General features: G+C 41.6%; 11 protein-coding genes, 1 other RNA gene and 1 pseudogene. 5 read left to right on the top strand and 8 right to left on the bottom strand.

Translation table 11 applies throughout. The annotated features are described in order from the left end of the window. Positions 1 to 998 precede the first annotated feature (998 nt). A complete protein-coding gene (gene rpmA / locus J7I42_RS31580) occupies positions 999 to 1,256 on the bottom strand; it encodes a 50S ribosomal protein L27 (protein WP_209143863.1) in 258 nt (85 codons plus the stop codon). 144 nt (positions 1,257 to 1,400) lie between these two features. Next, positions 1,401 to 1,703: a 50S ribosomal protein L21 gene (gene rplU / locus J7I42_RS31575; protein WP_014216885.1), complete on the bottom strand. Its 303-nt coding sequence runs from the start codon at positions 1,701 to 1,703 to the stop codon at positions 1,401 to 1,403. A 430-nt stretch (positions 1,704 to 2,133) separates the two neighbouring features. Here rplU and J7I42_RS31570 point away from each other — a divergent pair, with 430 nt between their 5' ends. From J7I42_RS31570 to ssrA, 4 genes are all read left to right on the top strand, one after another. Continuing rightward, a complete protein-coding gene (locus J7I42_RS31570; RefSeq protein ID WP_209143861.1) occupies positions 2,134 to 3,627 on the top strand; it encodes a GH3 auxin-responsive promoter family protein in 1,494 nt (497 codons plus the stop codon). Positions 3,628 to 3,683: 56 nt separating this feature from the next. Continuing rightward, positions 3,684 to 4,853, top strand: coding sequence for a 1-deoxy-D-xylulose-5-phosphate reductoisomerase (locus tag J7I42_RS31565; protein WP_209143859.1), 1,170 nt, complete (start codon positions 3,684 to 3,686; stop codon positions 4,851 to 4,853). A 204-nt stretch (positions 4,854 to 5,057) separates the two neighbouring features. After that, positions 5,058 to 6,422, top strand: coding sequence for an RIP metalloprotease RseP (rseP, locus tag J7I42_RS31560; protein ID WP_209143857.1), 1,365 nt, complete (start codon positions 5,058 to 5,060; stop codon positions 6,420 to 6,422). A gap of 652 nt (positions 6,423 to 7,074) precedes the next feature. Beyond that, positions 7,075 to 7,447, top strand: a transfer-messenger RNA (tmRNA) gene (gene ssrA / locus J7I42_RS31555). Positions 7,448 to 8,183: 736 nt separating this feature from the next. On the opposite strand, the pseudogene J7I42_RS35810 reads toward ssrA, so the two are convergent. The 6 genes and pseudogenes from J7I42_RS35810 to J7I42_RS31525 all read right to left on the bottom strand — a co-directional run. After that, positions 8,184 to 8,963, bottom strand: a pseudogene (locus J7I42_RS35810) (recombinase family protein); the annotation flags it as partial. Beyond that, the gene (locus tag J7I42_RS31545; protein ID WP_014221565.1) at positions 8,908 to 9,204 is read right to left on the bottom strand and encodes a hypothetical protein; all 297 of its coding nucleotides are present in this window, start codon (positions 9,202 to 9,204) and stop codon (positions 8,908 to 8,910) included. The gene J7I42_RS31545 and the pseudogene J7I42_RS35810, both read right to left, overlap by 56 nt. After that, entirely contained in the window at positions 9,194 to 9,454 is a 261-nt protein-coding gene (locus tag J7I42_RS31540; RefSeq protein ID WP_014221566.1) for a helix-turn-helix domain-containing protein, read from the bottom strand. Before J7I42_RS31540 ends, J7I42_RS31545 begins: the two co-directional genes overlap by 11 nt. Before the next feature lie 340 nt (positions 9,455 to 9,794). Continuing rightward, entirely contained in the window at positions 9,795 to 10,010 is a 216-nt protein-coding gene (locus J7I42_RS31535) for a hypothetical protein (RefSeq protein WP_209143855.1), read from the bottom strand. Between the two features lie 9 nt (positions 10,011 to 10,019). Beyond that, positions 10,020 to 10,670, bottom strand: a complete 651-nt coding sequence (locus J7I42_RS31530) for a helix-turn-helix domain-containing protein (protein ID WP_209143853.1) — start codon at positions 10,668 to 10,670, stop codon at positions 10,020 to 10,022. Next, positions 10,663 to 11,817, bottom strand: a complete 1,155-nt coding sequence (locus J7I42_RS31525) for a HEPN domain-containing protein (protein WP_209143851.1) — start codon at positions 11,815 to 11,817, stop codon at positions 10,663 to 10,665. The genes J7I42_RS31530 and J7I42_RS31525 overlap by 8 nt, the downstream gene beginning before the upstream one ends. Positions 11,818 to 12,507: 690 nt before the next feature. On the opposite strand from J7I42_RS31525, the gene J7I42_RS31520 reads away from it, so the two are divergent. Further along, the gene (locus J7I42_RS31520) at positions 12,508 to 12,732 is read left to right on the top strand and encodes a helix-turn-helix transcriptional regulator (protein ID WP_209143849.1); all 225 of its coding nucleotides are present in this window, start codon (positions 12,508 to 12,510) and stop codon (positions 12,730 to 12,732) included. Positions 12,733 to 12,867: the final 135 nt, after the last annotated feature.

Below are 12,867 nucleotides of genomic sequence, written 5' to 3'. Positions count from 1 at the left end.
TAGTTTTTGTTTATTTATCGATAAAGGAATCCTGTAAAGCGATGTTGTTTAGCCGCATCAACCAGTAAGTTTCGGTATTGTGGTACGGATACACGAAACCATGTTGACGATTATTTCACATGTGACCTTAAAAATGGTGCCAGGGTAGAGGGAGATAAGTGGTTTTATATAGGCTTATGTAAACAGGAATGAGGTTGCTGATAAAGCCGGTGTAAAAATAAGAAGGGAATGGTTACGATGAATGATAGGGGGGATGTTATTTAATTAAGAATAGGCAATGGGGGAAAGGCAGAGGGCAGTAGGCACTGGGCAATAGGTGGGGCACCCTCCAAAGGGTGGCTCACCTTTTTTAAAACGGCAAACGGCAAACAGCAGACAGCAGACGGCAGACGGCAAACGGCAAACGGCAAACGGCAAACAGCAGACGGCAGACGGCAAACCTGAAACGTGAAAGAAATACACAGGTCGTTCGCTTAGGCTCAGGATGCCCGGGACTCAAAAGAAAACATCCTTCGCTTACACTCGGAATGCCCGGGAATTTCAAGAACCTAATAACATACGAACTTAATAACTGAAACTTACAGTGCGGAACAAACAACTTCAACAGAAAGGCCCAGAACTCAGAACTAAAAAACTAAAACCTCTGAAACTAAGTCTGGTAGCGGATTTCAGGGGATATAGGTAAGCATTGAGCGAAGTTGAAGTAGGGGCAATAAAAAAGTCCCCTCGGAACCGAGAGGACTTTGATATTTTTTGCTTTCAAAGCAAGCTGAAATTATTTCTTCTTTGCAGCTTTCTTCTTCTTAGGAGCAGCTTTTTTTACAGCTTTCTTTGCAGCTTTTTTAGCGGCTTTTTTCTTAGTTGCCATGTTTACGTGAATTTAACGGTTAGTAAATAGAATTTAACAGATGTAAAAATATAAACTATTTCCAAACCGCCAAAAATTTTTTCACTAAATGTGAAAAAATCCCTATGCAGGCAACTTTACGAATAATGAATTACGCTACTGCTACTACGCTAACGATAGTCTTATCGTTCTTGGTTTTTCTGAATTCAACAACACCATCAGTCAATGCGAAAATGGTGTAGTCTCTTCCGATACCAACATTTTTTCCGGGATGATATACGGTGCCGCGTTGACGTACGATGATGTTACCAGAAATAGCTGATTGACCACCGTAGATTTTAACGCCCAGGCGTTTGCTATGTGAGTCGCGACCGTTCTTTACGCTACCTTCCCCTTTTTTATGTGCCATGGTAGATTGTTTGAAAATTTTTTAAAATGATGTCTTATCTAGCAGAACCAACATTCAAATAACAAGAACCAAATTCATGTCCTGATAAACTCAAATGCACTTGCTCAAAAAAATTGGAGCTTGCGATTTGTTTATTGGAATGTATTAAGCGATTGCTGTTACCTGAATTTTCGTGTAATGCGTGCGGTGGCCATGTTTCTTGCGGAAACCCTTTCTTCTTTTCATTTTAAAAGCGATCACTTTATCGCCTTGTACTTGATCAAGGATTTCTGCTTTAACAGTACCTTTTACTGCACTGCCTACAGACAGTTTACCTGCATCATCTAACAGCAGGATTTCTGAAAATTCAACTTTGTCTCCGGCTTTACCGTCAACACGCGGTACATATAAAGTTTGGTCCTTTTGAACCTTAAATTGCTGTCCGGCGATTTTAACTATTGCAAACATAGGTTTCCAAAATTAGGAGTGCAAAGGTAAGGGTTTGCAGCAGATTGAGAAGGCTTTAAAGCGATTTTTTTTACAATTTTCAGGGCGAAAATGACCGCTTTGGGGGCAAATTTATGAGAAATACTGATTATTAGCTATTTACAATACCGTGGCATTTGAATTGAATAGGGTATTATATATTATATATGTAGCTGAATTCCGCATTCCGTTGCCTGCTACCGGTCCCCTACAGGGTCGGTTAGCGCCGGAAAACCGGGAACAGGTTCCTGGTAGCCGGCAAACCGCTACTCAGATTTTAACACTCTCATCCTCGAACAATCAGACATTGAATGAGTTAATAATAGCTTTGCGTTAATTACCGCAAATCAATCTTTGCGTATTTCACTATTTGATGTAGGTTTGTTTTTCCTAAAGATGGAATAAGGGATTCATGAAAATAAAATCGTTACTGGCAAAACCTTTTGCCCATTACATATACAAAGGCATTAAAAAAGGTATGACCACCGCAGTAGCAGACCAGGAAAACATCCTGAAGGAGCTACTTAAAATAGGTAAGGCAACTGAATTTGGTAAAGAACACCATTTGCAGGAGATAAATGTGCATGAAGAGTATGTGCAGGCCGTACCGGTGCGCGACTACGAACAGTTTAAGCCCTATATTGAAAAAATAAAGGAAGGCAAACACAACGTGCTATGGAAAGGGCTGCCTATTTACCTGGCTAAAACCTCCGGCACCACCAGTGGTGTAAAATATATTCCCATTAGTAAAGAAAGTATCGATAACCACATCAACACGGCCCGTAATGCCTTGTTATGTTACATTGCCGAATCGGGCAATACCAACTTTACTGATGGCAAAATGATCTTTTTATCGGGTTCGCCCGAACTGGAACGTATTGGTGGCATCCCTACCGGTCGTTTAAGCGGTATAGTGAACCATCATGTGCCCAGTTACCTGCGCGCTAACCAGTTGCCTTCTTACGAAACCAATTGTATTGATGATTGGGAAACCAAACTCGATAAAATAGTGGCTGAGACCATTAACCAGGATATGACCCTGATAAGTGGTATTCCGCCATGGGCGCAAATGTATTTCGACAGGCTGCAGGAGAAGACCGGTAAAAAGATAAAGGAGATCTTCCCTAATTTCTCTGTACTGGTACACGGTGGCGTAAACTTTGAACCATACCGCAACAAGCTGATGGAAAGCATTGGTGGCAAAGTGGCTACTATTGAAACATTCCCTGCATCGGAAGGCTTTATGGCATTCCAGGATTCACAGGATGCCGAAGGTTTATTATTGAACACCAACAGCGGCATATACTTTGAGTTTATTCCTGCCGGTGAAGTATTCAATGCCAACCCTACCCGCCTGTCGTTGAAAGATGTGAAAGTAGGAGAGAACTATGCCCTGGTCATCAACAGCAATGCTGGGTTGTGGGGATATAATATCGGCGATACGGTAAAATTTGTTTCAACCAATCCATACAGACTGGTAGTTACAGGCCGTATCAAACATTTTATCTCTGCATTTGGTGAGCACGTAATAGGAGAAGAAGTAGAGCAAAGCCTTATAAAAGCAGCAGAGGAAGAAGGCGTGCATATCACTGAGTTCACAGTAGCGCCTATGATCGCGCAAGGAAAAGGAAAATCATACCACGAATGGTTTATCGAGTTTGAGAACAGACCTGCCAACCTCAACGGGTTTGCTGAAAAGGTAAATGAGAACCTGCGCAAAAAGAATATTTATTACGACGATCTTATCACTGGCAATATATTGTTACCATTGCAAATTCGCCCGGTTAAAAAGCATGGGTTCATCGATTATATGAAATCCATAGGTAAATTAGGCGGTCAGAATAAGGTGCCCCGGTTAAGCAATGATCGTAATATTGCAACTGCACTTGAAAAATATGTAGAGTAGTTTTAACGTTAAGGCGGTCTGATTTAGCTTACTAAAAAACTTATTGAAACCGGAACATGTCGAACAGTTTTCCACACCGACGCATAGCAATATTCGGCTCAACAGGCTCTGTTGGCAGTCAGGCATTGGAAGTAATTGCTTCCAATCCCGATAAATTCACCGCCGAAGTATTGACTGCTTTTAGTAATGAGGAGTTGTTGATTAAACAGGCCTTACAATTCAATCCCAATATTGTAGTAATAGGTGATGATAGTAAATACAAAATAGTTAAAGACGCCCTTTCTAATACCCATATCAAAGTATTCGCCGGTGAAAAAGCGCTGGAAGATGTGGCCAGTATGGATTGTTACGATATGATGCTGGCTGCCATCGTTGGTTTTGCCGGCTTACGACCTACACTATGCGCGCTGGATGCCGGTAAGGCCGTAGCACTGGCCAATAAAGAAACACTGGTAGTGGCAGGTGACATTGTGATGCAAAAGGCCATCGAAAAAAGAGTGCCTGTTATTCCGGTCGATTCAGAACATTCAGCCATATTTCAGTGCCTGGTAGGCGAAACCCGCAATAAGATAGAGAAAGTTATCTTAACAGCCAGCGGCGGACCATTTCTTGGTAAAAAACCCAATTACCTGGTGAATGTAAAACGCGATCATGCATTGCAGCATCCCAACTGGCAAATGGGCGCCAAGATCACCATCGACTCGGCCACTTTAATGAACAAGGGATTGGAAATGATCGAAGCCCGCTGGTTGTTTGACCTGGGCCCCGATCAGGTACAGGTACTTGTTCATCCTCAAAGTATTATACATAGCCTGGTGCAGTTTGAAGACGGCAGTATTAAAGCCCAGATGGGGTTGCCCGATATGAAGCTGCCCATTCAATATGCCCTGGCCTTCCCCCACCGTATACCCAACCAGTTCCCGCGGTATAATTTCAGGAATCCCGCACAGCTTACATTTGAGGAACCCGATACCAAAACATTCCGCAACCTGCAACTGGCCACCGACGCTCTTTTTAAAGGCGGGAACCAGCCCTGCGTGCTGAATGCCGCCAATGAAATTGCCGTATTTGCATTTTTACGCAATCGTATTGGCTTTTTGGATATGACCGACCTCATTGAACGAACCCTGCAGCACGTTCCGGTTATTGAAAAACCCACGCTGGAAGAATATTTTGACAGCGATGGGGAGGCCCGTAATTTTGCTGCCTCCCTTATTAAGTTATGAGGTCCCGAACAAGCCCGCCGGGATGTCGGCCAAAAAGTCGGCAAATGAACAGTGACGAGCCCTATGTGTTGTTCATACGGTGCCTTAAGCTTTCAACCAGTAGCTGTTTTTCAGTTAATTTTTGTGAGCGGTTAAGGTAGTTGCAGGATTATTCAATATTTTGAGCCTAATTTAAAATAAACACACCGCGTATTTAGCGTAAATATGATCACATTGTTAGCAATAGACTGGGCTGTAGTAGGTATTAAAGCCGGACAATTAATATTATGCTTATCCATATTGGTCATCTTGCATGAGATGGGCCACTTTTTGCCCGCCAAATGGTTTAAATGCAGGGTCGAAAAATTTTATCTGTTCTTCGATCCCTGGTTTTCAATAGTAAAAAAGAAAATTGGTGATACCGTATATGGAATTGGTTGGTTACCCCTTGGTGGTTATGTAAAGATCTCCGGGATGATCGACGAAAGCATGGATAAAGAGCAAATGAAGTTGCCACCCGAACCCTGGGAGTTTCGCAGTAAGAAACCCTGGCAGCGTTTGATCATCATGATCGGCGGTGTTACGGTTAACCTTATACTCGGCTTCTTCTTATTTGCCATGATCCTTTGGCATTGGGGCGAAGAATACCTGCCAGCTAAAAATGTAGTGTATGGCGTTTATGCAGATAGTTTGGGAAAAAGTATCGGACTGAAAGATGGCGACAAGATCATGTCTGTAAACGGTAAGGAAATTGAAAATTTCAGCCGGTTGAGTACCGATATCATCCTGAACGAAGCCAAAACCATACAGGTTATACGGAATGGACAGAACATGGATGTACCAGTACCAGAAGGTACTATCGGTCAGTTGATCAAGCGTAAAGGCGATCCGCTGGCCTACCCCCGGTACCCGGCTGTGGTAGATAGCGTGAATGAAAAAGTATCTAAGTTTGTTTCAGGTGCATTGCAGAAAAACGACACCATTCTTGCTTTTAACGGGCAGCCGATCACGTCGTTTTTTCAACTGAGTGATATAAAAAAGGAGTATAAGAATAAAGAAGTGGCTTTAACTGTATTGCGTAATCACACCGATACGCAAACGGTAAAACTTACTTTGGATTCTAATGCCAGCATCGGGTTCTATCCTGTTCCCATCGACAAATTCCTGAAATTTGAAGTAAAGAAATATACTTTCCTGGGGTCATTACCGGCAGGCGTGAAAAAAGGCTGGAGCACTCTGGTAATGAACGTACAGAACTTTAAACTGCTGTTCACCAGCAAAGAAGTAAAAGCCAGTGAGTCGCTGGGTAGCTTTTTAACCATTGGTAACATGTTTGGTGCCCAGTGGGATTGGGAACGCTTCTGGACAATGACCGCCCTGTTGAGCATTGTGCTGGCGTTCATGAACATTCTGCCTATTCCGGCCCTGGATGGCGGTCACGTATTGTTCACCCTGTACGAAATGATCACTGGTCGCAAGCCAAGTGATAAATTCATGGAGTATGCGCAAATGGCGGGTATGTTCCTTTTGTTGGGCGTTATGGCCTATGCGCTGGGTCTTGACTTCTGGCGATATTTATTTAAACACTAGCCCTGAGCGGAGTCGAAGGGTTGGCTAGGGGCCGAGCGAAGTCGAGGCTCCCGATTCAACAAGATATAACACATTGATATAGAATAGCCCCGACGGTAACGTCGGGGCTATTTTTTTGCGTGCCCCCGCCGAAGCCTTGGCGTAGGCGGGCCTCACCCGCCGACTGGCGCCGTGTAGTAACCCTGAGGCAGCGTAATGGTGTCAGAAATGTACTGGGATGATAGCCTAATGGTCTGGATATTGTCACAGGATGCTCTACGGAGGCTCGAGGTATGCTCTTGGGATCAGTTCCAAGGCGACTGCCAGACAATACTTTGACCATCCCCTGACCATCCCCTGAGCACTTCCCTACAGGATGACGGCCATTTGCGGAGATACTTTGATACTTTCAAGGACCATAAATGGACCTGGCCAGGACCTAACAGGGATAAAATCCCTTCCAGGTCCTTGTGAGGTCCTTGTGAGGTCCTTGTGAGGTCCTTGTGAGGTCCTTGTGAGGTCCTTTCCAGGTCCTTGTGAGGTCCCTGCGAGGTCAAAATTTAACCCTCCTGGTTTATCTGTTCGGGATCAGAGAACATCAGTTAATCGAGTGGGTGACAGAGATTGGTAATGACGGGGAAAAATAGTAAATTTGCAATTCGCTGTTAATCATGGGGTCGCTTTGGTTTTGACAGCATAGGTCTTTGAAGGTGTAAGCATGTCGTGCGTTGGATAATTAGCACGTAAATCTGAATATTCAAAACTCAAATGGCAATACACAATTTGCCATGGCTGCCTAATCAGTGATTAAGTAGTCATTAGGGCCGCCGGGCAGGTTGTTCTGTTACCAAGCCCCGCCGCCGACTCAAACCAAATACAGAATGCTGCAACCGTAGGCTGTGCCGGTTGCAAAAGACTATCCAGCTAAGGAAACAATTGGTTCGTCCGTCTCCTGTTGTTTCCCGACAATTAATGCCGGAATAAACATGTAGAAAGCTTTTGGAGGATATGTTTGGACAGGGGTTCGAGTCCCCTCGACTCCACTCCACCGGACGGCAGCGAAAATAAGGTTTCGCTGCCGTTTTTTATTTTGGTGAAAGCCGCGTCTGGCGTGAAAAGCGCTTGAATGATTTCGTTATCAGAATTGGTTCGAACTTTTCCATCTTTAAAATGGAACTTCTCCGGAAAGGTCGAACCAAGGAACTGAAACTTCTCTTCCGGCGTAGCGAAATCAACCAGCACATTAAGATGACGCAGAAAGAAAAAGCCGTATTCTATTATTTTATCTTCTTCAGGATCTTTTTGCTCAAAGCTGGCTATTTGCCTGGCTAACCTTTCAATTTCCGGTTCAATTCTACTTTTGATATTTCTGTAATCACCTGCATCAATTCCGCCATCTAACATTAATAGCTGTGCATTTTCTAATCTTTTTTGATAAACTTCCAATTCCTGTTTTAGTTTTTTAAACTCTGTTGCCTTGTCCTGCCCATCAGTTTTGTTTGCATCTTTCAATATCAATTCCATTGATTTGAATAGTTTCTCATTATTAGTGATAGCTGTAAGCTGTCCATAAAATGAAGCATTGGCATCAGCCGCCTGAAACCGTTCCTTGCAACCCCTCCTGCAATGGTAATAAAAATAACGCCCTCCGTTGCCCTTAGAGCCACTGCCGGTTAATATCCGGTTGCACCTTGCGCAGGTTAAAAAGCCGCGCAAAGGCAATTCTTCTCGTTGGGTATGCTTTGCAGGTTGGTTGTTCTTTTTTCTTTTTCCTTCCAGGATATCCTGAACATCATAGAACAATTTGGTAGCAATAATTGGTTCATGTTTAGCTTCCACGATCATGGCAGGATCGACCTTGTAGGCAGGTACCCGAATCTTTCCTATATAAGCAGGATTGCGAAACATGTCATAAAAAGCACTGCGTTTGATTTTGAGTCCTTTTCTATGTGCCAGCATTCTTAAGTGATCAATGTGGTGCAATCCGGTCGCCATTTCCTCGAAGGTCCATTGTACCAGGGATGCTTTATCTGAAGGAATGATGCATGCTTTATTGTTTTCATCCCGGCTGCGTTTGTATCCGAAGGGAGCTGGCCCCATCCAACGGCCTTCTTTCATAGCTTTGTGAATACCGTCAGATATATTTAAGGAACGCCGGTCGTTTTCCACTTCCGGAGCAGCCAGGTAAATGGCCAACATAAATTTGTGCTCCGGAATTTTTAAGTCCAATGGCTGCTCAATAGCCTGTGGCTCTACTCCCAGTTTGTTTAACTGGCTTATCATGCCGTAAGCATCGGCTGCATTTCGGGAGAAACGGTCCCATTTTAAAAACAACAGCAAGTCAGTCGAATGCTTATTACTTTTAAGAAATGCCAGTAGCTTTTTAAATTCAGGCCGGTCAAAAGTTTTTGCTGAATGATCTTCTTTATAAAAGCCAGTTACTTCTATATTATTTAACGCACAATATTTACGAAGTCGCTCTTCCTGGTAAGATAAACTAAAACCCTCAGCTTGCTCGTCGGTACTCACTCTGACATAAAGGATAGCTTTGCGTGTTTTCATATTCTTGTATTTGCTGTTGTTTGATTAGTGTATATTCCTTCTCCATTCTTTGGCTGACGGCAATTATCATCTTCGCTACCGAATACAACCAGTCCCTGATTTTGATTAATTCATCATCTGAGTAACTATGGTGTTCATCATTCCAGATCGCTTTCAATTGTTGCAGGCTAACTTTTTCAGGTAGGCTATCCGTTTCTACAGTATTGGAGTTTTTGGGAATGGCTTTTAATTTATTTTTCATATAAATATTGGTTTAAATGTTCTTTAGAAAAGAGATGCCTTCCCCGTTTTGTATGTTGTAGTGTTTGTAGCCTTCCTGCATATACCAAAGAATAAACTCTTGATACAGACAGGTGCAGGTAAGTTGCAGCTTCCTGTAATGAAAGTGGCGGTGAGTTGATTTCCTGGAAGGATAGTCTTGACTGGATTTTATCCAGTTTGGTAATCAATGTGTCTAACTTCTGCTGGATAAGCTTTAATTCTTCATTCATAGATATGGTATTTATAGTTGGTACCATAAGATCAAATGCCAGGCCTGTTTTGTCATGGCTAACTCGATCAAAATTGCTAACGGAAAGAACTGATAAAAAGCGGTGAAAAGTGTAAACTTCTTTACCAATAAACCATCTAAAGAAAGTCTTAAAATTAAAATCCGGGTTTGTATTGTGGCATATTGTCACTGACATTGATAGAAAACATGAATGCCATACGGTCAGGCATTCATGTAATGTTTAGTTGTTATTAACCCGATAAATTATCATGTTCCTATTAAGTACGCTTCAGGATACATTTAAAAACAATTAAGGACAATTAAGGGTTATTAAAGATTTATCAGGAACGAGTTGCATTTACGTTGAGATTGTAAGCTGCTTCCACCAAACAATAGATGTGTTCATATAGTAACAATAGAAAAGAACGTTCAATCCCTTCGTCATATCCAACACCTTCGTTTGAAATACCAGCATCTAACCAGTTCCAAAATAAAAAACGTAACTGCTTCAGCGTATATTTTTCATAGAAATACTTAAGCACCTGTTCCGGATTCATTACTTGTTCTTAAACCAAATCACGAGGTTGATCCTGGGATTGTGCCGTAGGGTGTGCATCCATTGATTCCGTAGCTCCAACAGCATTTTCCCATTTGCCTTTTTCGTTTATCAAGTGTAGGGCTTCCAGTAATTCAAGTAAATCTTTATAGAAAGTCATTAATGATAAACGAACATCCTCTTCTTCACAACTACTTTTATTATTGGCAATTGCTGCTTTTATCCAATTCCAGGTATCATCACGAATAGAATCAATATCCCGAACTTTAAAGACTTCCTGAATAACTTGGGTAGGATTTTGAGCGACTTTTTCCAAAAGAAGCTCTGGTATTTTTTCAAGCTCACTAGATTCGCCTATTGTATTTAAATTGCTTGCTTCTTCCTCACTCAATTCTCCGTTCTCAACTGCCTGCTTTTTTAATAATGCAATCAAATCGTCCTGGGTAGCCATTAATTGATTCTGCAAGCCAAGAATATAAAAATAACAGGTTTCGCTTTTGAAAAAGGCATCCAGGTGTTTAGCCGTTTCAAACTTAAGAATGGATTTGCCTGCTTCCAATTCGGCATATTGTTCCTTGGACATGTGTAAAGCATTGGCGACCGCTTCCTGGCTTAGATTATTCTTTTCTCGGAAATAGCGCATGAAAATATTCTCAGTCATGTTGGGTAAACTTATTGGTTAATGAATCCATTTTTTCCTGAAAAACCTGTGTTGTCTTGTCATGAAGCATCTGTATGAGACGGAATAATGCCTGTAATTGATTATGCTCAATTTGAAAGTCATCCTTATATCTCGCATGTACATAGGCCTTATATAAAATATGGATCAGCTTTTTGTTGTCCCCTGGGCCGGAATGAAAAATTTCCTGTAATTCAGGAGCGCATTGTCTAGTGAAGCGAAGTAGCCTTTGCAGGTTATGGGTCACGTAATTATGGCCAGTTAGTGCATACAGGATGGCACGAAGGCAATGTTCGGTCGCCTGTTGGAGCATAAAGGCAGTCAGGTTTTTATCTTGTTTCAGATAGAAATAGCCAGCCCCCTCATAGAATAACTGAGCAATGCGAAATGTTTTATCAAAATCCTCCTGTGCTTTGGCTTTGATGGCTGTTATATCAGTAATGACTGGAACAGGTAAGGGAAACCGGCCATTATCATATATCAGGTTATCAGCAGTGCAAACAAATGAATAGAGTATATGACCTTCTTTAATTAGCCTGTAAATTTCGACCGCTTTAGAAAAGCTGATCATTGTATCTGCAATATCCTTGCATGCGGCTTCAATAGCTGCCTGAAGTTCATTATGCGGTTGCTGTAACTTTCCGGGTAGCAATATCAATATATCATAATGGGTAGCATGACCGGCGTTATCGTTTCCCTGGGCATCCAATAGGAATATCTTTTCAGCCTCAGTTATTTTAACAATAATGTCAATAATCCTTTCAAGCGGATCTGCTTCCGGTTGTAGTACTTCGGGAGTGAGTGGAACGATAGGTGTTTCTGTTTTTATATCATCTTCTGTATCTATTACCTCCACGGATTCATTTCCAAGGATTACCCAGGCTGCTTCAATCAGCTTTTCAATATTATCGTGTAGGGTTACATATTCCAGCGCCTCCACATCTTCTGCACGTAAAGCATCGATTAGCCATTCCTTGAGGCACAAACGGATATCTGATAAAGTGTACCAGGTGAAGAATTCTTTCAGGATATGATGAGGATTGTTTATTTCATTACAGGTTAGCCGGAAAGGTTGTTGGTGCCATGCTGGCCAATTGGAAAGTATTCGCTTGTTTAATGGTGTGTTCATTTGGAAAAGTTTAAAGGTGAATGCGTATGGGTGGAAAACGGGCGGTAGCCTTTACGGGCAATAAAGTATTGTTCCAGCTATGCTGACGATAGTTGGTTGCAGATATGTTTAAAAAATTAGCGAATTAGAAGATGGTTAACCCAGTTATAACGGAGTGTGAGGCTTTCCTGGGGGGATGACCTGTAAAGGCGTAGAAAATGTGGTTAAAAAGCTTATATACTTTGTGTAGATAAAAGCAGATGTTTGTTTGACAGGTAGTAGTGAACAATGCATAAAATCGCATTTGAAATCGAAGGAGAATTAAGGCTCACTTGTAAAGACTACCTTGCAGGGATTGAAATAAAATTGCGTGGGTTAGTCCTTACCGATTCTGAAGGGCTGCGACACCCCAAATCACGAATAAGAACGCCCACGCAATAGCGTGAGCGATTTACCTTATTTCTCGCGATTTTTGAAAGGTCGCAGTTTTCAGAATCGAGAATAAAGCAAACACGCTTAAAATATCTTATGTGTTCGCAAAAATAGAGTCTATAATCTAACTATCGTCAACAAGTTGTTTTAGTGTAAATGTCATATTGAGTTTAAAGATAAACAATGGTTATTAAATAACCAACATTGGCTTAATAATGACCAATATTGATAATTTAAAAAATACCTAATAATTTGCTAGTCAACCTTATAGAATAAACGATGGCAAAAAAGGAGAAAGTGAATTTAAACCGGCTCAGGATTGTACTGGCAGAAAAGAATAAAACCAACAGGTGGTTAGCTGATCAATTAGGGGTAACTGAAGGTACTGTATCTAAATGGGCTACCAATACACATCAACCATCTCTTGAAACCCTTTATCAAATTTCTTTGTTGTTTAAAATAGATATACATGAGTTGATTGAGTCAACGATGCCTAAAAAATAACCCTATTTATAGGTCTTAATTGGTAAAAATTGCGATAGTTTTTGAAGACAGTACATTGATATGGTTCTGTTTTATGGGGAATCGTACCACATCCAAGTGTAAGGGAATTCCCCTAAAATTATAAAAAATTGATTT

The organism is Niastella soli (genome assembly GCF_017742245.1).
Taxonomy (GTDB): domain Bacteria; phylum Bacteroidota; class Bacteroidia; order Chitinophagales; family Chitinophagaceae; genus Niastella; species Niastella soli.
This window is presented reverse-complemented; position numbering and strand designations above follow the sequence as displayed.

What these genes read in the sequence shown, in the direction of transcription:
- rpmA (WP_209143863.1), bottom strand. Translation starts at nt 1,256, where the DNA reads ATGGCACATAAAAAAGGGGAAGGTAGCGTAAAGAACGGTCGCGACTCA.
- J7I42_RS31570 (WP_209143861.1), top strand. Translation starts at nt 2,134, where the DNA reads ATGAAAATAAAATCGTTACTGGCAAAACCTTTTGCCCATTACATATAC.
- rplU (WP_014216885.1), bottom strand. Translation starts at nt 1,703, where the DNA reads ATGTTTGCAATAGTTAAAATCGCCGGACAGCAATTTAAGGTTCAAAAG.
- J7I42_RS31545 (WP_014221565.1), bottom strand. Translation starts at nt 9,204, where the DNA reads ATGAAAAATAAATTAAAAGCCATTCCCAAAAACTCCAATACTGTAGAA.
- J7I42_RS31525 (WP_209143851.1), bottom strand. Translation starts at nt 11,817, where the DNA reads ATGAACACACCATTAAACAAGCGAATACTTTCCAATTGGCCAGCATGG.
- J7I42_RS31565 (WP_209143859.1), top strand. Translation starts at nt 3,684, where the DNA reads ATGTCGAACAGTTTTCCACACCGACGCATAGCAATATTCGGCTCAACA.
- J7I42_RS31530 (WP_209143853.1), bottom strand. Translation starts at nt 10,670, where the DNA reads ATGACTGAGAATATTTTCATGCGCTATTTCCGAGAAAAGAATAATCTA.
- J7I42_RS31535 (WP_209143855.1), bottom strand. Translation starts at nt 10,010, where the DNA reads ATGAATCCGGAACAGGTGCTTAAGTATTTCTATGAAAAATATACGCTG.
- J7I42_RS31520 (WP_209143849.1), top strand. Translation starts at nt 12,508, where the DNA reads ATGGCAAAAAAGGAGAAAGTGAATTTAAACCGGCTCAGGATTGTACTG.
- rseP (WP_209143857.1), top strand. Translation starts at nt 5,058, where the DNA reads ATGATCACATTGTTAGCAATAGACTGGGCTGTAGTAGGTATTAAAGCC.
- J7I42_RS31540 (WP_014221566.1), bottom strand. Translation starts at nt 9,454, where the DNA reads ATGAATGAAGAATTAAAGCTTATCCAGCAGAAGTTAGACACATTGATT.